Genomic DNA, 22990 nt, shown 5'->3' with positions numbered 1-22990 from the left:
ATATTATGCAGGGCTTCTTCGTTGATGTTGTCCATACGCAACAATGCCAGCGCCTGTAATTGATGATGGCGCACACGTTCGCGCATATCCGGGCTGTTCTGCATCCCGCGGCGTAGCTGTTTTTCGGTTGCGAAGTACAGTTCACGTAGCAAGCTTTGTTTCCAGCTGTTCCACAAAGTTTCGTTAGTCGCGCAAATATCGGCAACGGTCAGGCAAACCAAATAGCGCAGGCGGTTTTCAGTCTGTACCTCTTCAGCGAACTGCTTAATCACTTCTGGATCCTGAATATCGCGGCGTTGTGCCGTCACTGACATCAGCAAATGCTGGCGTACCAGCCAGGAGACGAGTTGTGTTTCTCGCGAATTCAGTCCATGGAGTTCCGCAAATTTTACAATGTCCTGCGCCCCGAGTACCGAGTGATCCCCGCCACGGCCTTTGGCGATGTCGTGGAATAGGGCGGCGATCAGAATCAGTTCGGGATGCGCCAGACGTGGCCACAAATCCACACATAAAGGATGTTTTTGACGAGTCTCTTCTTTGGCGAAGCTTTCCAGTTTTAGCAGCACACGTATCGTGTGTTCATCAACGGTATAAGCGTGGAACAGGTCAAACTGCATCTGGCCGACGATATGCGACCACTGCGGCATATATGCCCACAGCACACTGTGGCGGTGCATGGGCAATAAAGCACGGCTCACGGCACCGGGGTGGCGCAGGATGACGAGGAACAGTTCACGGGCCTCAGGAATGTAGCAAAGAGGTTGCTTGAGATGCCGACGCGCATGGCGCAAATGGCGCAGCGTGGTCGAATAAATGCCAGTGATATCCCGGTTGCGCACCATCATGTAAAACATGCGCAGAATCGCCTGCGGCTCGCGGATAAAAAGCGTTTCGTCGCGTAAATCGATGAGCGAGCCGCGCAGTTGGAAGTCATCATCCAGAGGGCGTGGCTTTTCGCTGGCATCCAGTGCCAGAATCGCTTCGTCAAAAAGCTGCAATAACATCTGGTTAAGTTCACCCACACGTCGGGTCACGCGATAAAAATCTTTCATCATGTGCTCGACCGGCTGATTCCCTTCACCGGTGTAATTCAGGCGTTGGGCGACGCTGAGTTGTCTGTCGAACAACAAACGGTTGTCGTAGCGATTCACTTCGAGGTGCAGGGCAAAACGGATGCGCCACAGTAAATACTGACACTCATCGAGTTCATTGCGTTCTGCTTCGGTTAAAAAGCCAAAGCCAACCATTTCGCTTAATGACGTTGCGCCAAAATGGCGACGTGCAACCCATTGCAAGGTATGGATATCACGCAGGCCACCGGGGCTACTTTTGATATCCGGTTCGAGGTTATAACTGGTGCCGTGATAACGTTGATGACGTTCGTTTTGCTCATCTATTTTGGCGGCAAAGAATTTCGCTGATGGCCAGAAACCATCGCTAAAAATGTGTTTTTGAAGCTCGAGGAATAGGGCGACATCGCCAATCAGCAAGCGTGATTCAATCAGGTTCGTGGCCACAGTTAAATCAGACAAACCTTCAAGTAAACACTCTTCAATCGTGCGCACGCTGTGCCCGACTTCTAGCTTTACATCCCACAGTAGCGTCAGCAACTCGCCAATTTTCTGGGCTTGTGATTCGGTCAGGCGTTTGCGGCTGAGGATCAGCAAATCAATGTCGGAAAGAGGATGCAGTTCCCCACGACCATAACCCCCTACCGCGACCAGTGCCGTTTCAGCAGCATCGCCAAAGCCGTAACTTAGCCATAATCGTTGTAGCAGTTGGTCGATAAATTCGGTGCGGGCGTCCATCAGCTTTTCAGCTGAAATACCCTTGTCGAAAGCGTTCCCCAGCCATTGTTGGAAGAGGTCGATACGGGCTTTTATCTGGCTGCATTGAAGCTCTGAATCAGGCCAACTGACGGGGTATTCAGGTTGCCCGGAAATCTCAGGAAGCATTGTGGTCGCATACTGCTCGGGTAAACTCTGGGTCATGTCGCCATCCATAAAAAAAGCCGGCATTAGCCGGCTTCGATTGCTGACTTTCGTCAGGCGAATCACTCGTTATGCGAAATCACACTTGGAATGGTGTCATCTTTACGCAAAGTGAGAATTTCGCAGCCGTTATCTGTCACCACAATAGTATGCTCGTATTGTGCAGACAAGCTGCGATCTTTGGTTTTCACCGTCCAACCATCTTTCATGGTGCGAATGCGGTAATCACCGGAGTTAACCATCGGCTCGATGGTGAAAGTCATACCCGGTTGCAGCACCACACCGCCGTCATCAGCGTCATAATGTAGCACTTGTGGTTCTTCGTGGAATACGCGGCCAATACCGTGTCCACAGTACTCACGCACTACAGAAAAACCTTCCGCTTCAACGAACTTCTGAATTGCCGCACCGAGGGTACGCAGGCGAATACCTGGTTTTACCATGCGCAGTGACAAATACAGGCTTTCTTGAGTAACACGACACAGACGCTCACCCAGAATTGTTGACTTGCCAACAATAAACATTTTTGAGGTGTCGCCGTGGTATTCGTCTTTGATTACGGTAACGTCGATGTTGACGATATCACCATCTTTCAAGATTTTAGTGTCTTCCGGAATGCCGTGGCAGACGACTTCGTTGATGGAGATACACACGGATTTTGGGTAACCGTGATAGCCCAGGCACGCTGAAATCGCCTGTTGATTGTTAACGATGTAATCGTTGCAAATACGATCCAATTCGCCAGTGCTGACGCCAGGTTGTACGTGGGGTTCAATCATTTCCAGTACTTCAGCGGCAAGTCTGCCCGCGATGCGCATTTTTGCAATTTCTTCAGGGGTTTTAATTGAGATAGCCATTCATTTGATCCGCTGGTGTCGTCAATATCGACAATAATTTAGCAAGTGTAGGTCAATGTTATCAGGGCGGGCGATCGGTGCCAAATCGAGAATCCGTATGCACAGCATCTGCTAACAACTATTGGTGTCTTGGTCTGTTTTATGGTATAAAGCGCGCCGGACTTGTATTCCGATTTTTCGGATACAGCCAACACTCTCACTTTGTGTAAATAACACACACGTATCGACACATATTCCGGGGTGCCCTTTGGGGTCGGTAATATGGGATACGTGGAGGCTTAACCCCAATTACTTTATAGAGGTTTTAAACATGGCAACTGTTTCCATGCGCGACATGCTCAAGGCTGGTGTTCACTTTGGTCACCAAACCCGTTACTGGAACCCGAAAATGAAGCCTTTCATCTTCGGCGCTCGTAACAAAGTTCACATCATCAACCTTGAAAAAACTGTACCTATGTTCAACGAAGCTTTGGCTGAACTGAGCAAGATCTCTTCTCGTAAAGGCAAAATCCTTTTCGTTGGTACTAAGCGCGCAGCAAGCGAACCAGTAAAAGACGCTGCTCTGAGCTGCGATCAGTTCTTCGTGAACCATCGCTGGTTGGGCGGCATGCTGACTAACTGGAAAACTGTTCGTCAGTCCATCAAACGTCTGAAAGATCTGGAAATCCAGTCCCAAGACGGTACCTTCGACAAGCTGACCAAGAAAGAAGCACTGATGCGTACCCGTGAGCTGGAGAAGTTAGAAAACAGCCTGGGCGGTATCAAAGATATGGGCGGTCTGCCGGATGCACTGTTTGTAATCGACGCTGATCACGAACACATTGCAATCAAAGAAGCGAACAACCTGGGTATCCCAGTGTTCTCTATCGTTGATACTAACTCCGATCCAGATGGCGTTGATTTCGTTATCCCTGGTAACGACGATGCAATCCGTGCTGTAACCCTGTACCTGGGTGCTGTAGCTGCTACCGTTCGTGAAGGCCGTTCTCAGGATCTGGCTTCTCAGGCAGAAGAAAGCTTCGTAGAAGCTGAATAATAAGGTTCGCTCTTATTTGAGCTCTTATTAACCAAGTATACCCTTTAGATTTCGAGTTGCGGCCAGGCGGCAAGCTCAAGAATCCCCAGGAGCTTACTTAGGTAAGTGATTGGGTGAGTGAGCACAGCCAATGCCCCTGTGGCTTGAAAGATAACGGGTATATTGAATAGTTTGGTTAGGGGGCCTGCACAGGCCCCCTTTTTATTTTGAGCCAGGGTTCGTCTGTACCGTGGACCAGGGCTTATCTCTCTCTACGAGATAACCGAGGATTTTAGAATGGCTGATATTACTGCTGCTCTGGTAAAAGAACTGCGTGAACGTACTGGCGCAGGCATGATGGATTGCAAAAAAGCACTGACTGAAGCTAATGGCGACATCGAGCTGGCAATCGAAAACATGCGTAAGTCTGGCGCGATCAAAGCGGCTAAGAAAGCAGGCAACGTAGCTGCTGACGGCGTGATCAAAACTAAGATTGCAGACGGCTTTGCTGTGATTCTGGAAGTTAACTGCCAGACTGACTTCGTTGCTAAAGATGGTGGTTTCCAGGCATTTGCTGACAAAGTACTGGACGCTGCTGCTGCGGGCAAAGTGACTGACATCGAAGTACTGAAAGCACAGTTCGAAGAAGAGCGTGTTGCACTGGTTGCTAAAATCGGTGAAAACATCAACATTCGTCGTGTTGCTATTCTGGAAGGCGACGTTCTGGGTAGCTACCTGCACGGTGCTCGTATCGGTGTTGTTGTTGCAGCTATTGGCGCTGACGAAGAACTGGTTAAGCAAATCGCTATGCACGTTGCTGCAAGCAAGCCAGAATTCGTTAAGCCAGAAGACGTGTCTGCAGAAGTTGTTGAGAAAGAGTACCAGGTTCAGCTGGACATCGCTATGCAGTCTGGTAAGCCGAAAGAAATCGCAGAGAAAATGGTTGAAGGCCGCATGAAGAAATTCACCGGTGAAGTTTCTCTGACGGGTCAGCCTTTCGTCATCGAGCCAAGCAAAACTGTTGCTCAGCTGCTCAAAGAGCACAATGCTGACGTGACTGGCTTCATCCGCTTTGAAGTGGGCGAAGGCATCCAGAAAGTTGAGACTGACTTCGCAGCAGAAGTTGCTGCAATGTCCAAGCAGTCTTAATTTTTAAAGGGAGCCGCCAATTGGCGGTTCCTTTTTATCGGGCTTTAAAAATCAGTCTGCTCTGATACAGATCTTGCTGATATGCGACACTATGTCGTCTGAATTAACCATCCCCATTCGTTGACTGTTCCCAGGAAAGAATCATGGCTACCAATGCAAAACCTGTCTACAAACGCATTCTGCTCAAGCTAAGCGGCGAAGCGCTGCAAGGTACCGAAGGCTTCGGTATTGATGCAAGCATCCTTGATCGTATGGCTCAGGAAATTAAAGAGCTGGTTGAATTGGGCATTCAGGTCGGGGTGGTGATTGGTGGTGGCAACTTATTCCGCGGTGCAGGCCTTGCGAAAGCAGGTATGAATCGTGTTGTGGGCGACCACATGGGCATGCTGGCTACCGTCATGAACGGCCTGGCAATGCGTGATGCTCTCCATCGCGCCTATGTGAACGCTCGCCTGATGTCCGCTATTCCATTGAATGGCGTGTGCGATAACTACAGCTGGGCAGAAGCCATCAGCTTACTGCGTAACAACCGTGTAGTTATCCTGGCGGCCGGTACGGGTAACCCGTTCTTTACCACCGATTCTGCAGCGTGCCTGCGCGGGATAGAAATCGAAGCCGACGTCGTATTAAAAGCCACGAAAGTTGATGGTGTGTTTACTGCCGATCCAGTAAAAGATCCTACTGCAACGCTTTATGAGCAACTGACTTACACCGAAGTGCTCGAACAAGAACTGAAAGTTATGGACCTTGCTGCGTTTACCCTGGCTCGAGACCACAAATTGCCAATTCGTGTGTTCAATATGAACAAACCTGGTGCATTGCGTCGTGTCGTCATGGGCGAAAAAGAAGGCACATTAATCACTGAGTAATTTCAGTCGATGCTTAATCAGGGTAATATTCAGTTTCTAATGCTCTGAACAGTTTGAGTAACAGGCACCCCAACGGGCGCCAAGAATAAACAAGGCTATACTTAGCTCGCAGCGTCTGCATCGCGGCGTAAAGTGTGGTCTGGCATAAACCAGTTTTCAAGGACTCGTAACGTGATTAGCGATATCAGAAAAGATGCCGAAGTGCGTATGGAAAAATGCGTTGAAGCATTCAAAAGTCAAATTAGTAAAATCCGCACCGGCCGCGCCTCTCCATCTCTGCTGGACGGTATCATTGTGGAGTATTACGGCACGCCAACTCCACTGCGTCAGCTGGCAAGCGTAACGGTTGAAGATTCACGTACATTGAAAATCAACGTGTTTGATCGCTCCCTGAGCCAGGCTGTTGAGAAAGCGATTATGACTTCCGACCTCGGTCTGAACCCAAGCTCAGCGGGTACCGACATTCGTGTTCCACTACCAGCATTGACTGAAGAGCGTCGTAAAGATCTGATCAAAATCGTGCGTGGCGAAGCTGAAGGTGCGCGCGTTGCTGTTCGTAACGTTCGCCGCGACGCTAACGACAAAGTCAAAAATCTGCTGAAAGAGAAAGAAATCAGTGAAGATGATGATCGTCGTTCCCAGGATGACGTTCAGAAAATGACTGATGCTGCTATCAAAAAAGTAGACACCGCCCTGGCTGAGAAAGAAGCTGAATTGATGCAGTTCTAATCCGTTAATATGACGGATCAAACGCCGTATGCAGGCTGTGGCTAACGTCGCAGTTATTGTTTACGGCGTTTTGTTTTTATGCTCGTCATGCTGACGGCAAACTTTTATCTGATTATTAATACTCAAACTCCAGAGCGTCTCATGAAGCAACTGACCATTCTTGGCTCTACCGGATCTATCGGTACCAGTACCCTTAGCGTTGTTCGTCATAATCCTGAGAAGTTTTCCGTCATGGCATTGGTTGCCGGGAAAAATGTCGCGCGAATGGTCGAGCAGTGCCTGGAGTTCCAGCCTCGATGGGCCGTAATGGATGATGAGAAGTCTGCTGGAGAGTTACGCCGCCTGCTAAAAGAACAAGGTAGCCGCACTGAAGTTCTGGCAGGGCAGCAAGCGGCATGCGAAATGGCCGCTCTGGATGAAGTTGATCAGGTTATGGCTGCCATTGTGGGTGCTGCAGGGCTGTTGCCTACACTTGCGGCCATTGCGGCAGGCAAGCAGGTTTTACTGGCAAATAAAGAGTCGTTAGTGACTTGCGGACGCCTTTTCATGGACGCCGTCCTGCTCAGTAAAGCCCAGTTACTGCCAATAGACAGTGAACACAACGCGATTTTTCAGAGTTTACCGGAACCAATCCAACAGAACCTCGGGTACGCTGAACTTGAGAGTAATGGCGTTTCGTCAATTATTCTTACCGGGTCAGGTGGCCCTTTTCGAGAGACCGCATTAGGCTCACTGGCAACGATGACGCCAGATCAAGCCTGTAGCCATCCGAACTGGTCAATGGGACGTAAAATCTCTGTTGATTCAGCCACCATGATGAATAAAGGTCTCGAATATATTGAAGCTCGCTGGCTATTCAATGCATCAGCGAAGCAAATGGAAGTTTTGATACATCCGCAGTCGGTTATCCATTCGATGGTTCGCTATCGCGATGGCAGTGTGCTGGCACAGTTAGGCGCGCCTGATATGCGTACGCCAATCGCACATGCAATGGCGTTTCCGGAGCGTGTATCATCCGGTGTTGAACCGCTCGATTTTTGTAAAATTGGCACTTTCACGTTTATGGAACCAGACTATCACCGCTATCCTTGTTTGAAATTAGCGATGGATGCATTTGAGCAGGGGCAGGCCGCAACGACAGTACTGAATGCGGCAAATGAAGTGGTTGTTGAAGCCTTTTTACGCGAACAACTACGATTCACTGAGATTGCCTCGCTGAATAGAGCCGTGTTGGAAAGTGTTGATTTGACTGAGCCGAAGAGTGTTGAAGATGTGATTGCCGTGGATGCAAAAGCGCGTGAAGTTGCCCGAAATCTGGTGGCACATATCGCGTCCCGATGATTATTTATTCAGCTGATGTACCTCCATTTGTTAGCTCTGTGCTTCAGTGATATAGTCTGCGCCATCTTTCGGTTGAAAGTTTCTGACTGAATGATAGGTAAGCCGTGTTATAGCACGGCTTTTTTATGTAAAAGCTGAAATCATTCTGAGTACCGCTTAATCCTTATCTGGGAATAATTACGTCTTATGTTGTCTGCAAACCAACAATTAAGCGAATCACAATCTGACCATGGCGCACGTCATGTTGCTATCATTATGGACGGCAATGGACGTTGGGCTAAACGACAGGGGAAGATGAGGATTTCTGGTCATAAAGCGGGTGCGAAATCAGTACGTCGAGCTGTGAGTTTTGCAGCAAATAATAGTATTGATGCGCTTACACTTTATGCCTTCAGTAGTGAAAACTGGAATCGCCCGGCTCAAGAAGTCAGCGCGTTGATGGAATTATTTGTGTGGGCTTTAGACAGCGAAGTCAAAAGTTTACATCGTCACAATGTTCGTCTGCGGATTATTGGTGATACCAGTCGATTTAATGCTCGCCTGCAAGAACGTATTAATAAAGCCGAAGCTCTAACCAGTGCCAATACCGGTTTGACTCTCAACATTGCCGCCAATTATGGTGGGCGTTGGGATATTATTCAGGGAGTGCGGCATCTCGCCGAACAGGTACAGGAAGGCTTATTGCGCCCAGACCAGATTGATGAAGAGTTGCTAAGTCAGCAAATCTGCATGAATGAACTGGCTCCAGTAGATTTAGTAATTAGGACAGGGGGAGAACATCGTATCAGTAACTTTCTGATTTGGCAGATTGCCTATGCAGAACTTTATTTCACAGATGTTCTTTGGCCTGATTTCGATGAACAAGACTTTGAAGGTGCACTACATGCTTTTGCAAATCGAGAGCGTCGTTTTGGCGGCACGGCACCTGGTGGTGAGTAAGCCTGTTGGGGGTCACCTTTGCTGAAGTATCGTCTGCTTTCTGCGTTTATTTTAATCCCGGTGGTTATAGCCGCGTTATTTTGGCTTCCACCCGTAGGATTTGCTATTACCACCCTGGTAGTTTGTATGCTCGCTGCCTGGGAATGGGGACAACTGGCAGGCTTTAAAGCACGCTCACAACGTGTATGGCTTGCTGTACTGTGCGGTTTGTTATTGGCAGTGATGCTGTTTGCATTGCCTGAATACCAGCATACGGTTCATATACCGCTTATTGAGGCGTCACTCTGGGCATCACTCGCCTGGTGGTTTGCTGCACTGCTGCTGGTGTTGTTCTATCCTGGCTCTGCATCGATTTGGCGTAACTCAAAAGCACTACGTCTGGTATTTGGCGTGTTGACTATCGTACCGTTCTTCTGGGGTATGATTGTCCTGCGTAACTGGCATTACGATACCAACCATTACACCGGTTCGATTTGGCTGTTGTATGTGATGGTTCTGGTCTGGGGTGCAGATTCCGGTGCGTATATGTTTGGCAAAATGTTTGGTAAGCATAAATTAGCGCCGAAAGTTTCGCCGGGCAAAACATGGCAGGGCTTCTTTGGTGGATTGTTCACTTCTGCGATAATCTCCTTGCTGTTTGGCATGTGGGCGAATCTGGATGTGGCTCCTGTTATCCTGCTGACCTGTTCGGTTGTCGCGGCTCTGGCTTCAGTCTTGGGCGATTTAACCGAAAGCATGTTTAAGCGTGAAGCAGGGATTAAAGATAGCGGTCACTTGATCCCCGGTCATGGTGGTATCCTTGACCGCATTGATAGCCTTACAGCAGCAGTACCGGTATTTGCCTGTCTGTTATTGCTGGTATTCAGGACGATTTAACGGAAGGTTATATGCTGAGCTTACTCTGGAATTTGGCTGCATTTATCGTTGCACTGGGTGTGTTAATTACTGTGCATGAGTTCGGTCATTTTTGGGTTGCTCGCCGCTGTGGAGTCAAAGTGGAGCGCTTTTCCATTGGTTTTGGTAAAGCGCTCTGGCGTCGTTCCGATAGCCACGGCACCGAATTTGTCATTGCCCTGATTCCTCTCGGCGGTTACGTCAAAATGCTGGATGAACGTGTTGAACCCGTTAGCCCGGAACTGCGCCATCAAGCTTTCAATAACAAAACCGTTTCTCAACGAGCTGCAATTATTGCTGCCGGTCCGATTGCCAACTTTATCTTTGCTGTGTTTGCATACTGGTTAGTCTTTATTATTGGTGTCCCTGGTGTTCGTCCGGTTGTTGGTGAAGTAATACCCAATTCGATAGCAGCAGTAGCACAAATTGCACCAGGCATGGAACTTAAAGCCATAGATGGTATCGAAACGCCTGATTGGGAATCAGTTCAACTCGAGTTGATGGCAAAGATTGGCGATGATAGTGCGAAGGTTGCATTTGCTCCACTGGGTTCAAGTCTACGTACAGAAAAAACGTTAGATCTACGCCACTGGCAGTTTGAACCAGAAAAGCAAGATCCGATTTCGTCATTAGGCATCGTGCCTCGCCGTCCTCAGATTGAAACGGTACTACAAGAAGTGCAGCCAAATTCCGCAGCGAACAAAGCGGGTTTGCAAGCTGGTGACAGGATCGTTAAAGTCAACGGTGCGGCACTGACTCAGTGGATAGAATTTGTTAGTCAGGTGCGTGACAATCCAGGTCAATCACTCGATCTAGAAATAGAAAGACAAGGAGCGCTCTTGTCTTTAACGCTGATACCGGATACAAAACCGGGTAAAGCAAAAGCTGAAGGGTTTGCGGGTGTGGTACCAAAGGTTATCCCGCTACCAGATGAGTATAAAACAGTGCGCCAGTATGGGCCGTTTGCTGCAGTAGCAGAAGCCACGGATAAAACCTGGCAACTGATGAAGCTTACGGTCAACATGTTGGGAAAATTAATAACCGGTGACATCAAGTTGAATAACCTCAGTGGGCCAATCTCCATAGCTCAAGGGGCAGGAATGTCAGCGGAATCTGGGGTGATTTACTATCTGATGTTCCTGGCGCTAATTAGCGTCAATCTGGGGATAATCAACCTGTTTCCGTTACCCGTCCTGGACGGGGGGCATCTGCTCTTTTTGGCGATTGAAAAGCTGAAAGGTGGACCGGTTTCCGAGCGAGTTCAAGACTTTAGTTACCGCATTGGCTCTATATTGCTGGTGCTGTTGATGGGGCTTGCACTTTTCAATGATTTCTCTCGGTTTTAGAGAGAATTAGGTTAGGAAGAACGCATAACAACGATGGCGATGAAAAAGTTGCTCATAGCGTCGCTGCTGTTTAGCAGCGCCACCGTATACGGTGCAGACGGGTTCGTGGTGAAGGATATTCATTTCGAAGGCCTGCAGCGAGTCGCCGTCGGTGCGGCCCTCCTCAGCATGCCGGTTCGCGTAGGCGATACCGTCTCTGACGAGGATATCAGTAATACTATTCGTTCACTGTTTGCTACCGGGAACTTCGAAGATGTCCGGGTACTGCGTGATGGTGAAACGTTGGTTGTTCAGGTGAAAGAACGCCCGACAATCGCGAGTATTACCTTCTCTGGTAACAAGTCCGTGAAGGACGACATGCTTAAGCAGAACCTCGAGGCTTCTAGCGTGCGTGTCGGCGAATCACTGGATAGAACAACCCTGGCCGATATTGAAAAAGGGCTGGAAGATTTCTATTACAGCGTTGGTAAGTACAGTGCCAGCGTGAAAGCCGTTGTTACGCCACTGCCGCGTAACCGTGTTGACCTGAAACTGGTATTCCAGGAAGGCGTATCAGCCAAAATTCAGCAAATCAACATCGTAGGCAACCATGCGTTTGCTACTGACGAACTCATTTCGCATTTCCAGTTGCGTGATGAAGTACCGTGGTGGAACGTGGTGGGCGATCGTAAATATCAGAAGCAGAAACTTGCCGGTGACCTCGAAACACTGCGCAGCTACTACCTGGATCGTGGTTATGCACGTTTTAACATCGATTCCACACAAGTTAGTCTGACGCCTGATAAGAAAAGCATTTACGTTACCATCAACGTGACCGAAGGCGATCAGTACAAAATTGCTGGTGTTGAGGTAAGCGGTAACCTGGCGGGGCACTCAGCAGAAATTGAAACGCTGACAAAACTCAAGCCGGGCGAGCTTTATAACGGCACTAAAGTGACCAAAATGGAAGACGACATCAAGAAGTTGTTGGGTCGTTATGGTTACGCTTACCCGCGTGTACAAACGCAGCCTGAAATCAATGATGCAGATAAGACCGTTAAACTGCATGTTAACGTTGATTCCGGAAACCGTTACTACGTACGTAAAATTCGCTTTGAAGGTAACGACACCAGTAAAGATTCTGTTCTGCGTCGCGAAATGCGTCAAATGGAAGGAACCTGGCTGGGTAATGACCTTGTCGACTCAGGTAAAGAACGTCTGAATCGTCTTGGATACTTCGAAACCGTAGATGTTGACACGCAGCGTGTGGCAGGTAGCCCTGACCAGGTTGATGTGGTGTACAAAGTTAAAGAACGTAACACCGGTAGCTTCAACTTCGGTATTGGTTACGGTACTGAAAGTGGTATCAGCTTCCAGGTCGGTGTCCAGCAGGATAACTGGTTAGGAACGGGTTACGCAGTCGGCGTCAACGGTACCAAGAACGATTATCAGACATATGCTGAATTGTCGTTAACCGACCCATACTTTACAGTTGATGGTGTGAGCCTCGGTGGTCGAGTCTTCTACAACGACTTTAAAGCAGATGACGCGGATCTTTCCGACTACACCAACAAAAGTTATGGTGTGGACGGTACCCTTGGCTTCCCGGTTAATGAAAACAACACGTTGCGGTTGGGGATGGGGTATGTGCATAACGACCTGTCCAACATGCAGCCGCAGGTTGCGATGTGGCGTTATCTGGATTCAATGGGTCAATCTGCGAGCACATCTTCGACTGACAATGGTTTTGCTGCAGATGACTTTACGCTCAACTATGGCTGGACATATAACAAACTTGACCGTGGTTACTTCCCAACGGAGGGCTCGCGCGTGAACCTGAACGGTAAAGTTACCGTACCAGGCTCAGACAACGAGTTCTACAAAGTGACGTTCGATTCGGCAAGCTACTTCCCAATCGATGATGACCATAAATGGGTGATGTTAGGTCGTACTCGTGTCGGTTACGGTGATGGCCTGAGCGGCAAAGAACTGCCGTTCTATGAAAACTTCTATGCCGGTGGTTCTAGTACGGTCCGTGGCTTCCAGTCCAATAACATTGGTCCTAAAGCGGTCTATATTGGCGGCGCAGGAAATGATAACTGTGATCAGTCTGGTGGGTATTGTTCATCTGACGATGCGGTTGGTGGTAACGCAATGGCAGTGGCAAGCTTAGAACTTATCACGCCAACACCATTCCTGAGCGAGAAGTACGCTAACTCAGTTCGTACCTCTTTCTTCGTGGATATGGGTACAGTTTGGGATACAAACTGGCAAAATACTGCAGATATGCAAGCTGCCGGGGTACCTGATTACAGTGATCCTAGCAACATTCGTATGTCAGCAGGTATTGCATTGCAATGGATGTCACCGTTAGGGCCATTGGTCTTCTCTTATGCCCAGCCGTTCAAGAAATATGAAGGTGACGAAGCGGAACAGTTCCAGTTTAACATTGGTAAAACCTGGTAATTGTTTTGCGCAAAGGAATGCGGATAAGCAGTGTCGCGTTGATGCCAGTTCTCTACATGCAGAACTGGCACACGCAAAAAGAGTGTCTAAGGACACATACGGGATGGTAAGGAGTTAATTGTGAAAAAGTGGTTATTTGCTGCAGGTCTTGGCATCGCTATGGCTGCATCAGCCAGTGTTCAGGCAGCAGACAGCATTGCTGTAGTTAACATGGGTAATTTGTTCCAACAAGTTGCACAAAGCACCGGTGTGTCCAAAACTTTGGAAAACGAGTTTAAAGGCCGTGCGAGCGAATTGCAGAATATGGAAAGCGATCTGCAATCCAAAATGCAAAAGCTGCAACGCGATGGTTCTACCATGAAAGCTGCTGACCGTAGCAAAATGGAAAAAGACCTGATGGCTCAGCGCCAGCAGTTCCAGGCTAAAGCTCAGGCTTTTGAACAAGACCGTAATCGTCGTTCTAGCGAAGAACGTGGCAAGCTGGTTACTCGTATTCAGGGTGCTGTGAAGAAAGTTGCTGACGACAAAGGTTACGATGTCGTGCTGGATACTAACACCGTTGCTTATGCAGGCGGCAGTGTAAAAGACATCACTGCAGATGTTCTGAAACAGGTTAAATAAGTAATGTCTTCAATTCGACTGGCTGATTTAGCCCAGCAGTTGGATGCAGAATTGCACGGTGATGGCGAACTCGTCATCACCGGCGTTGCATCTATGCAAACGGCCCAGGCAGGCCAAATTACGTTCATGGTTAACCCTCGTTATCGTGAGCAATTGGCTGTTTGCCAGGCTTCCGCCGTCGTTATGACTGAAGCCGATCTTCCTTTCGCACATAGCGCAGCGTTGGTAGTGAAGAACCCCTACCTGACCTATGCTCGCATGTCACAAATTCTTGATTCAACACCGCAACCTGCTCAAAACATCGCGCCAAGCGCGGTTGTTGATGCAACTGCAACGTTGGGTAATGACGTCGCTATTGGCGCTAATGCGGTTATCGAATCTGGCGTTGTACTTGGCGATAACGTCGTGATTGGTCCTGGCTGCTTTGTGGGTAAAAACACTCATATTGGTGCTGGCACTCGCCTATGGGCGAATGTGTCGATTTACCACGAAATTCAGATTGGTGAGCAGTGCCTGGTTCAGTCCGGTACAGTCATTGGTTCTGATGGTTTTGGTTATGCTAACGATCGCGGAAACTGGGTGAAGATCCCTCAGCTTGGTCGAGTGATCATAGGCGATCGCGTTGAAATTGGCGCGTGTACAACAATTGACCGCGGTGCACTGGACGACACGATTATTGGCAATGGTGTTATCATTGATAACCAATGCCAGATTGCACATAACGTTGTGATTGGCGACAATACTGCCGTTGCTGGCGGTGTGATCATGGCAGGTAGCCTGAAAATTGGCCGTTACTGCATGATTGGCGGTGCCAGCGTCATTAATGGCCATATGGAAATCTGCGATAAAGTCACCGTGACTGGAATGGGTATGGTTATGCGCCCTATCACAGAGCCGGGGGTTTATTCTTCGGGTATTCCATTACAGCCGAACAAAGTGTGGCGTAAAACAGCCGCGTTGGTGATGAATATCGACGAGATCAGCAAGCGCTTGAAATCCGTTGAGAAAAAAATCAATCAACAAGACTAAAAGTCACCCGCCCAAGACGCGTTAGTGCTTACTGATTTGCGGCCTGCTAGCTATCCTGAGATAGTCGCAGGCCGTGTTATTATTGTCATTTGGTACATTTAGACAGGAAGAGTATCTTGACTACCGACACTCATACTCTGCACATCGAAGAGATTTTAGAACTTCTGCCGCACCGTTACCCGTTCTTGCTGGTAGACCGCGTGCTGGATTTTGAAGAAGGCCGTTTTTTACGTGCAGTAAAAAATGTCACAGTAAATGAGCCGTTTTTCCAGGGCCACTTCCCTGGTAAACCGATTTTTCCAGGTGTTTTGATTCTTGAAGCGATGGCGCAAGCCACTGGTATTCTTGCGTTTAAAAGCGTAGGTAAACTGGAACCTGGTGAGCTTTATTACTTTGCTGGTATCGATGAAGCACGTTTCAAACGTCCAGTCGTGCCTGGTGACCAGATGGTCATGGAAGTTACTTTCGAAAAAACCCGCCGTGGTCTGACGCGCTTTAAAGGCGTGGCAACTGTTGACGGTAAAATTGTCTGCGAAGCAACTATGATGTGTGCCCGCAGCCGGGAGAGCTAATACGTGATTGATAAATCTGCCTTTATTCATCCATCCGCCATTGTGGAAAACGGTGCCGTCATTGGTGCTAACGTTCATATTGGTCCGTTTTGTATTGTTGGTCCGCATGTTGAGATAGGTGAAGGTAGCGTTCTGAAGTCTCATGTTGTGGTAAATGGTCATACGACTATTGGCCGCGATAACGAGATTTATCAGTTCGCGTCCATTGGTGAAGTTAACCAGGATCTCAAATATGCGGGTGAACCAACTCGTGTGGAAATTGGCGACCGCAACCGCATTCGCGAAAGCGTAACCATCCATCGCGGTACAGAGCAGGGCGGTGGCTTGACGAAGGTGGGCAGCGATAACTTACTGATGATTAATGCGCACGTGGCACATGATTGTACGGTGGGTAATCGCTGTATCCTCGCGAATAATGCAACACTTGCCGGCCACGTTTGCGTTGATGATTTCGCGATTATCGGCGGTATGACCGCAGTGCACCAGTTCTGTATTATCGGTGCACACGTGATGGTCGGTGGCTGCTCCGGTGTGGCACAAGATGTTCCGCCGTATGTTATTGCGCAGGGCAACCATGCGACGCCATTTGGCGTCAACATCGAAGGGCTTAAACGCCGTGGTTTCAGTAGAGAAGCAATTCACGCGGTTCGTAACGCGTATAAAATCCTCTACCGCAGCGGGAAAACCTTAGAAGAAGCTAAGCCTGAAATTGCTCAAATTGCTGAGCAACATCCAGAAGTGAACGCATTCGTTGAATTCTTTGCTCGTTCAACTCGTGGTCTGATTCGCTAAATGAAACCTGGTCGTCCGCTTACGATTGCCCTGGTCGCCGGAGAAACTTCCGGCGATATTCTTGGTGCAGGTCTGATTCGTGCTCTAAAAGCGCGGGTTCCTGATGCTCGCTTCGTGGGTGTCGCAGGGCCATTGATGCAGGCCGAAGGCTGTGAAGCCTGGTATGAGATGGAAGAACTGGCAGTGATGGGCCTCGTTGAAGTGCTTGGTCGTCTGCGTCGTTTACTTCATATTCGTGCTGATCTGACGCGCCGTTTTACTGAATTACAGCCAGACGTTTTTGTCGGTATCGATGCGCCGGATTTTAACATCACCCTGGAAGGCAATCTCAAAAAAAAGGGTATGCGTACCATTCATTACGTCAGCCCCTCTGTTTGGGCGTGGCGCCAAAAACGTGTTTTCAAAATCGGCAGATCAACGGATTTAGTGCTTGCATTCCTGCCTTTCGAAAAAGCGTTTTACGATAAGTTTAACGTCCCGTGCCGCTTTATCGGTCATACCATGGCTGATGCCATGCCACTCGATCCCGATAAAAATGCCGCACGTATCACCTTAGGTATTGCTCCTGATGCTAAGTGTCTGGCGTTGCTGCCTGGTAGTCGTGGAGCAGAAGTTGAAATGCTCAGCGCGGATTTCCTCAAAACAGCACTTTTGCTGCGCGAGCGTTTTCCTGGCCTGGAAATCGTTGTTCCGCTGGTTAACGCCAAACGTCGTGAACAATTCGAACGTATCAAAGCAGAGGTGGCTCCAGACCTGACCATGCACTTGCTCAATGGGCAAGGGCGTGAAGCCATGGTGGCAAGTGACGCGGCATTACTCGCATCAGGCACCGCGGCACTAGAGTGCATGCTGGCAAAATGTCCAATGGTCGTCGGTTATCGTATGAAGCCATTTACCTTCTGGTTGGCTAAACGGTTGGTAAAAACCGATTATGTTTCGTTGCCAAATTTGTTAGCGGGCCGTGAACTGGTCAAAGAATTGTTGCAGGAAGAGTGTGAGCCACACGCACTTGCGCAGGTACTTGCTCCGTTGCTTGAAGACGGCGCGCAGAGCCACCAAATGCACGACACCTTCCGCGAACTGCATCAGCAGATTCGTTGTAATGCTGATGAACAGGCGGCAGATGCAGTGCTGGAGCTCGCATGATTGAATTTATTTACCCCCATACGCATCTGGTTGCGGGTGTTGATGAAGTGGGCCGCGGCCCGTTAGTGGGTGCAGTGGTCACTGCTGCGGTGATTCTTGATCCAGCCAAACCTATTATTGGCCTGGCTGATTCGAAGAAACTCTCTGAAAAACGTCGCAACGCGCTTTACGATGAAATCATCGAAAAAGCGCTGTCCTGGAGTCTTGGCCGAGCTGAGCCGGAAGAGATCGACCAGTTAAACATTTTGCATGCCACCATGCTTGCGATGCAGCGTGCCGTTGCGGGCCTTACCGTGGTGCCTGAATATGTGCTGATTGATGGCAACCGCTGCCCAGCGTTGCCGATGCCTTCATTGGCAGTCGTTAAAGGTGATAGCCGGGTTGCAGAAATCAGCGCGGCATCAATAATTGCCAAAGTGACGCGCGATCGTGAAATGACAGCGCTTGATGTCTGTTATCCGCAATACGGTTTTGCCCAACACAAGGGCTACCCTACCGCTTTTCATCTGGAAAAGTTGGCTGAGCATGGTGCTACTGAACATCATCGTCGTAGTTTTGCTCCGGTCAAACGCGCTCTCGGACTGGCGTCCTGATTTGCGGACGTACGTTACACATCTAAACGGAATGAGAAATGGCTGAACCACGTTTCGTACACCTTCGGGTGCACAGCGACTACTCTATGGTTGATGGCCTGGCAAAAACCGCTCCGCTGGTGAAGAAAGCCGCGGCGATAGGGATGCCAGCGATCGCTATCACCGATTTTACTAACCTTTGCGGGTTGGTGAAATTCTATGGTGCTGCCCATGGCGCAGGGCTCAAGCCGATTATTGGGGCTGATTTTAACGTAGCCAATGAATTGTTGGGCGATGAGCTCAGCCATCTCACCGTTCTCGCCACAAATAATGTCGGTTATCAAAACCTTACCCTGCTAATTTCTAAAGCATATCAGCGTGGTTATGGCGCAGCGGGCCCGATTGTTGACAGAACCTGGCTTGCTGAACTCAACGAAGGGTTGATCCTGCTTTCTGGTGGGCGCATGGGGGATATTGGCAAAAACTTGTTGCGTGGAAATACGGCACAGCTTGATCAGTGTCTGGAATTCTACCAGCAGTATTTTGCCGATCGCTTCTATCTGGAACTGATTCGTACCGGTCGTCCCGATGAAGAAAGCTATTTGCACGCTGCTGTGGCCCTGGCTGATGAACGGGGTTTGCCGGTAGTGGCGACCAACGATGTCAGGTTTATTGAAGCCACAGACTATGATGCCCACGAAATCCGTGTCGCGATTCACGATGGCTTTACGCTTGATGATCCGAAACGCCCACGAAATTATGCTTCGCAGCAGTATTTGCGTACTGAAGAAGAGATGTGTGAGCTGTTTTCTGATATCCCGGAAGCGCTGGAAAATAGTGTAGAAATCGCCAAGCGTTGTAACGTCACGGTGCGTCTCGGCGAGTACTTCCTGCCTCAATTCCCAACCGGTGAAATGTCGACTGAAGATTTCCTGGTGATGAAATCCAGGGAAGGGCTAGAAGATCGTCTGGAGTTCTTATTCAAAGATCCTGAAGAACGGACCGCAAAAAGACCGCCTTATGACGATCGTTTGGAAATCGAACTTAAAGTTATCAACCAGATGGGTTTCCCTGGCTACTTCCTGATCGTAATGGAATTTATCCAGTGGTCCAAAGATAATGGCGTACCAGTAGGGCCCGGTCGTGGTTCTGGTGCGGGCTCGCTGGTCGCTTATGCGCTGAAAATTACCGACCTCGATCCTCTGGAGTTTGATCTGCTGTTCGAACGCTTCCTTAACCCGGAACGTGTTTCGATGCCTGACTTCGATATCGATTTCTGTATGGAAAAACGCGATTGGGTTATTGATCACGTGGCAGAAATGTACGGGCGTGAGGCGGTATCACAGATTATTACCTTTGGTACGATGGCGGCAAAAGCGGTTATCCGCGATGTGGGCCGTGTACTGGGGCATCCTTACGGTTTCGTCGATCGAATTTCCAAACTCATTCCGCCAGATCCTGGGATGACGCTTGCGAAAGCGTTCGAGGCCGAGCCGCAGCTGCCTGAAATCTACGAAGCTGACGAAGAAGTTAAAGCGCTGATCGACATGGCGCGTAAACTTGAAGGTGTGACGCGTAACGCCGGTAAACACGCTGGTGGTGTGGTCATCGCGCCAACAAAAATTACTGATTTTGCCCCTCTTTATTGCGACGACCAGGGGCAAAACCCTGTCACCCAGTTTGATAAAAACGATGTGGAGTATGCTGGCCTTGTGAAGTTCGACTTCCTCGGTTTGCGTACCCTGACGATCATCGACTGGGCTTTGAAGATGATTAACCCGCGTCGGGCAAAGCAGGGCTTAGATCCGATTGATATCGCCGATATTCCGCTCGAGGACAAGAAAAGCTTCGACATGCTGCAGCGCTCGGAAACCACAGCGGTGTTCCAGCTTGAATCCCGCGGCATGAAGGATCTGATTAAGCGTCTGCAGCCAGACTGCTTCGAAGATATGATAGCCCTGGTGGCACTTTTCCGTCCTGGTCCGCTGCAATCAGGCATGGTAGATAACTTTATCGACCGTAAACACGGCCGTGAAGCGATCTCTTATCCTGATATTCAATGGCAACATGAAAGCCTAAAGCCTGTGCTGGAGCCGACTTACGGCATCATCTTGTATCAGGAACAGGTTATGCAGATTGCGCAGGTGCTGGCGGGTTACTCGCTGGGCGGTGCGGATATGTTGCGTCGTGCGATGGGTAAAAAGAACCCAGCCGAAATGGCGAAGCAACGTGGCGGCTTTGAAGATGGCGCGAAGTCTCGTGGCGTTGATGGCGAGCTGGCGATTAAAATCTTTGACCTGGTAGAGAAATTTGCCGGTTACGGATTTAACAAATCCCACTCTGCAGCTTACGCGTTGGTTTCATACCAGACGCTGTGGCTAAAAGCACACTATCCGGCAGAATTTATGGCCGCAGTAATGACTGCGGATATGGATAACACCGATAAAATCGTTGGCCTGGTCGATGAATGCTGGCGTATGGGCCTGAAGATACTGCCACCGGATATTAACTCCGGGTTGTACCATTTCCACGTGAATGACGACGGTGAAATTGTGTATGGCATTGGCGCGATTAAAGGTGTCGGCGAAGGTCCCATCGAAGCGATTATCGAGGCGCGTAACGAAGGCGGTTATTTCCGTGAGTTATTTGACCTCTGCGCGCGGGCTGACGTTAAAAAACTCAATAAACGTATCCTTGAAAAATTAGTGATGTCCGGGGCGTTTGACCGCCTTGGTCCGCACCGTGCAGCGTTGATGAATGCGCTGCCCGATGCGCTAAAAGCGGCTGATCAGCACGCGAAAGCAGAAGCGATTGGCCAGGTAGATATGTTCGGCGTGCTGGCAGATGAGCCGGAGCAAGTTGAACAGTCTTATGCCAGCGTGATGCCGTGGCCTGAGCAAGTGGTACTGGACGGTGAACGTGAAACGCTGGGCTTGTATCTTACCGGCCACCCGATTACCCAGTACCTGAAAGAAATTGAGCGCTATGTCGGTGGCATGCGCCTGAAAGAGATGCACCCGACAGAACGTGGTAAAATGACCACGGCTGCGGGTCTGGTGATTGCTTCGCGGGTGATGGTTACCAAGCGCGGCAATCGCATTGGCATCTGTACTCTGGATGACCGTTCTGGTCGCCTGGAAGTGATGCTATTCACAGATGCGTTAGAAAAGTACCAGCATCTGTTGGAAAAAGACCGTATCCTGATCGTCAGCGGACAGGTCAGCTTTGATGACTTCAGCGGTGGCCTTAAAATGACTGCTCGCGAAGTCATGGACATTGACGAGGCCCGCGAAAAGTATGCGCGTGGGCTTGCTATCTCGCTGACGGACAGGCAAATTGATGACCAGCTTTTGAACCGTCTCCGTCAGTCTCTGGAACCCCATCGTTCGGGGACCATTCCAGTACATCTCTACTATCAGAGAGCGGATGCACGAGCGCGTTTGCGTTTTGGCGCAGCATGGCGTGTATCCCCAAGCGATCGTTTGCTCAATGAGCTTCGCACGCTGATAGGCTCGGAGCAGGTGGAACTGGAGTTTGACTAATACAGGAATATTATGAGTCTGAATTTCCTCGATTTTGAACAGCCGATTGCAGAGCTGGAAGCGAAAATTGATTCCCTGACTGCAGTTAGCCGTCAGGACGAAAAGTTAGATATTAATCTCGACGAAGAAGTGCAGCGTCTGCGTGAAAAAAGCGTAGAACTCACACGTAAAATCTTCGCCGATTTAGGTGCATGGCAGATTGCTCAACTGGCGCGTCATCCGCAGCGCCCGTATACGCTTGATTACCTGCGTCTCGCTTTTGATGAGTTTGATGAGCTGGCGGGTGACCGTGCATATGCTGACGACAAAGCTATTGTTGGCGGGATTGCGCGTTTAGATGATCGTCCAGTAATGGTCATTGGCCATCAGAAAGGCCGTGAAACTAAAGAGAAGATTCGCCGTAACTTCGGTATGCCAGCACCAGAAGGCTATCGTAAAGCGCTGCGTTTGATGGAAATGGCTGAGCGTTTCAATATGCCAATCATTACCTTCATCGACACCCCAGGTGCCTATCCTGGTGTGGGTGCGGAAGAACGCGGTCAATCAGAAGCTATCGCTCGCAACTTACGCGAAATGTCTGGCCTGAAAGTGCCGGTCATCTGTACCGTAATTGGTGAAGGTGGCTCTGGTGGTGCGTTGGCGATTGGTGTGGGCGACAAAGTGAATATGTTGCAGTACAGCACCTATTCCGTTATTTCTCCGGAAGGTTGTGCGTCAATTCTGTGGAAAAGTGCTGATAAAGCACCTATTGCCGCTGAAGCGATGGGCATCATTGCTCCACGCCTGAAAGAACTGAAGCTTATCGATTCCGTCATTCCTGAACCACTGGGCGGTGCACACCGTAATGTGGAAGCGATGGCTGCATCACTGAAAGCGCAACTGCTGGCCGATTTGGCTGATTTGGACGTGCTGAATACCGAAGAGCTGCTGGCTCGTCGTTATCATCGTCTGATGAGTTACGGCTACGCGTGATATACCCATCATCCTTCAAGCTGCAGGGGCGTTGGCTGCACTCACTTACCCGAATCACTTACCTTAGTAAGCTCATCGGGATAAGCTCACTGGCCGCCTACCTGCAACTAGAATGCTAACGGGTATATTGAAGAAGAAGGTCAGAAGAAATTCTGGCCTTTTTTATTAC

General features: G+C 49.4%; 19 protein-coding genes. 17 read left to right on the top strand and 2 right to left on the bottom strand.

The annotated features are described in order from the left end of the window. Both glnD and map read right to left on the bottom strand, forming a co-directional pair. On the bottom strand, positions 1-1991 hold a 1991-nt coding region (glnD, locus tag VJY99_RS12605), incomplete at its 3' end, for a bifunctional uridylyltransferase/uridylyl-removing protein GlnD (RefSeq protein ID WP_324118916.1). Between the two features lie 62 nt (positions 1992-2053). Next, positions 2054-2848 carry a type I methionyl aminopeptidase gene (gene map / locus VJY99_RS12600; protein ID WP_324118914.1) on the bottom strand — a complete coding sequence of 265 codons (795 nt, stop codon included), beginning with the start codon at positions 2846-2848 and terminating at the stop codon, positions 2054-2056. Positions 2849-3158: 310 nt separating this feature from the next. Here map and rpsB point away from each other — a divergent pair, with 310 nt between their 5' ends. The 17 genes from rpsB to accA all read left to right on the top strand — a co-directional run bounded on the left by rpsB (position 3159) and on the right by accA (position 22821). Further along, positions 3159-3884, top strand: a complete 726-nt coding sequence (rpsB, locus tag VJY99_RS12595; protein ID WP_183272829.1) for a 30S ribosomal protein S2 — start codon at positions 3159-3161, stop codon at positions 3882-3884. Between the two features lie 276 nt (positions 3885-4160). Beyond that, positions 4161-5012 carry a translation elongation factor Ts gene (gene tsf, locus VJY99_RS12590; RefSeq protein WP_324118912.1) on the top strand — a complete coding sequence of 284 codons (852 nt, stop codon included), beginning with the start codon at positions 4161-4163 and terminating at the stop codon, positions 5010-5012. 143 nt (positions 5013-5155) lie between these two features. Then, positions 5156-5881: a UMP kinase gene (pyrH, locus tag VJY99_RS12585; protein ID WP_324118910.1), complete on the top strand. Its 726-nt coding sequence runs from the start codon at positions 5156-5158 to the stop codon at positions 5879-5881. Between the two features lie 171 nt (positions 5882-6052). Then, complete coding sequence (gene frr / locus VJY99_RS12580; RefSeq protein WP_324118908.1) at positions 6053-6610, top strand: ribosome recycling factor; 558 nt, start codon at positions 6053-6055, stop codon at positions 6608-6610. Between the two features lie 141 nt (positions 6611-6751). Further along, positions 6752-7951, top strand: coding sequence for a 1-deoxy-D-xylulose-5-phosphate reductoisomerase (gene ispC, locus VJY99_RS12575; protein WP_324118906.1), 1200 nt, complete (start codon positions 6752-6754; stop codon positions 7949-7951). A 186-nt stretch (positions 7952-8137) separates the two neighbouring features. Then, entirely contained in the window at positions 8138-8890 is a 753-nt protein-coding gene (ispU, locus tag VJY99_RS12570; RefSeq protein WP_324118904.1) for a (2E,6E)-farnesyl-diphosphate-specific ditrans,polycis-undecaprenyl-diphosphate synthase, read from the top strand. An 18-nt stretch (positions 8891-8908) separates the two neighbouring features. Next, positions 8909-9766 (top strand): phosphatidate cytidylyltransferase, encoded by an 858-nt coding sequence (gene cdsA, locus VJY99_RS12565; protein WP_324118902.1) that lies wholly within the window; start codon positions 8909-8911, stop codon positions 9764-9766. An 11-nt stretch (positions 9767-9777) separates the two neighbouring features. Further along, complete coding sequence (rseP, locus tag VJY99_RS12560; RefSeq protein ID WP_324118900.1) at positions 9778-11130, top strand: sigma E protease regulator RseP; 1353 nt, start codon at positions 9778-9780, stop codon at positions 11128-11130. Between the two features lie 33 nt (positions 11131-11163). After that, on the top strand, positions 11164-13575 hold the full coding sequence (gene bamA, locus VJY99_RS12555; RefSeq protein ID WP_324118898.1) for an outer membrane protein assembly factor BamA: 2412 nt from the start codon (positions 11164-11166) through the stop codon (positions 13573-13575). Positions 13576-13695: 120 nt separating this feature from the next. Further along, on the top strand, positions 13696-14196 hold the full coding sequence (gene skp / locus VJY99_RS12550; RefSeq protein ID WP_324118897.1) for a molecular chaperone Skp: 501 nt from the start codon (positions 13696-13698) through the stop codon (positions 14194-14196). A 3-nt stretch (positions 14197-14199) separates the two neighbouring features. After that, positions 14200-15225: a UDP-3-O-(3-hydroxymyristoyl)glucosamine N-acyltransferase gene (gene lpxD / locus VJY99_RS12545; protein ID WP_324118895.1), complete on the top strand. Its 1026-nt coding sequence runs from the start codon at positions 14200-14202 to the stop codon at positions 15223-15225. A 116-nt stretch (positions 15226-15341) separates the two neighbouring features. Beyond that, the gene (gene fabZ / locus VJY99_RS12540; RefSeq protein ID WP_064516336.1) at positions 15342-15797 is read left to right on the top strand and encodes a 3-hydroxyacyl-ACP dehydratase FabZ; all 456 of its coding nucleotides are present in this window, start codon (positions 15342-15344) and stop codon (positions 15795-15797) included. Positions 15798-15800: 3 nt separating this feature from the next. Then, positions 15801-16589, top strand: coding sequence for an acyl-ACP--UDP-N-acetylglucosamine O-acyltransferase (lpxA, locus tag VJY99_RS12535; RefSeq protein ID WP_324118892.1), 789 nt, complete (start codon positions 15801-15803; stop codon positions 16587-16589). Beyond that, a complete protein-coding gene (lpxB, locus tag VJY99_RS12530; protein ID WP_324118890.1) occupies positions 16590-17735 on the top strand; it encodes a lipid-A-disaccharide synthase in 1146 nt (381 codons plus the stop codon). Then, complete coding sequence (gene rnhB, locus VJY99_RS12525) at positions 17732-18328, top strand: ribonuclease HII (protein ID WP_324118888.1); 597 nt, start codon at positions 17732-17734, stop codon at positions 18326-18328. The genes lpxB and rnhB overlap by 4 nt, the downstream gene beginning before the upstream one ends. A 38-nt stretch (positions 18329-18366) precedes the next feature. Beyond that, a complete protein-coding gene (dnaE, locus tag VJY99_RS12520) occupies positions 18367-21849 on the top strand; it encodes a DNA polymerase III subunit alpha (protein ID WP_324118886.1) in 3483 nt (1160 codons plus the stop codon). A 12-nt stretch (positions 21850-21861) separates the two neighbouring features. Further along, positions 21862-22821: an acetyl-CoA carboxylase carboxyl transferase subunit alpha gene (gene accA / locus VJY99_RS12515; RefSeq protein ID WP_324118884.1), complete on the top strand. Its 960-nt coding sequence runs from the start codon at positions 21862-21864 to the stop codon at positions 22819-22821. Positions 22822-22990: the final 169 nt, after the last annotated feature.

The sequence above is a fragment of the Buttiauxella sp. genome, assembly GCF_035271705.1.
GTDB lineage: Bacteria > Pseudomonadota > Gammaproteobacteria > Enterobacterales > Enterobacteriaceae > Buttiauxella.
Note: the sequence above shows the minus strand (reverse complement) of the source record. Positions and strands in the feature narration are given on the sequence as shown.

Coding starts and splice junctions, on each gene's coding strand:
- map (WP_324118914.1), bottom strand. CDS start 2,848: ATGGCTATCTCAATTAAAACCCCTGAAGAAATTGCAAAAATGCGCATC.
- rpsB (WP_183272829.1), top strand. CDS start 3,159: ATGGCAACTGTTTCCATGCGCGACATGCTCAAGGCTGGTGTTCACTTT.
- tsf (WP_324118912.1), top strand. CDS start 4,161: ATGGCTGATATTACTGCTGCTCTGGTAAAAGAACTGCGTGAACGTACT.
- pyrH (WP_324118910.1), top strand. CDS start 5,156: ATGGCTACCAATGCAAAACCTGTCTACAAACGCATTCTGCTCAAGCTA.
- ispC (WP_324118906.1), top strand. CDS start 6,752: ATGAAGCAACTGACCATTCTTGGCTCTACCGGATCTATCGGTACCAGT.
- ispU (WP_324118904.1), top strand. CDS start 8,138: ATGTTGTCTGCAAACCAACAATTAAGCGAATCACAATCTGACCATGGC.
- rseP (WP_324118900.1), top strand. CDS start 9,778: ATGCTGAGCTTACTCTGGAATTTGGCTGCATTTATCGTTGCACTGGGT.
- bamA (WP_324118898.1), top strand. CDS start 11,164: ATGGCGATGAAAAAGTTGCTCATAGCGTCGCTGCTGTTTAGCAGCGCC.
- lpxD (WP_324118895.1), top strand. CDS start 14,200: ATGTCTTCAATTCGACTGGCTGATTTAGCCCAGCAGTTGGATGCAGAA.
- lpxB (WP_324118890.1), top strand. CDS start 16,590: ATGAAACCTGGTCGTCCGCTTACGATTGCCCTGGTCGCCGGAGAAACT.
- rnhB (WP_324118888.1), top strand. CDS start 17,732: ATGATTGAATTTATTTACCCCCATACGCATCTGGTTGCGGGTGTTGAT.
- dnaE (WP_324118886.1), top strand. CDS start 18,367: ATGGCTGAACCACGTTTCGTACACCTTCGGGTGCACAGCGACTACTCT.
- accA (WP_324118884.1), top strand. CDS start 21,862: ATGAGTCTGAATTTCCTCGATTTTGAACAGCCGATTGCAGAGCTGGAA.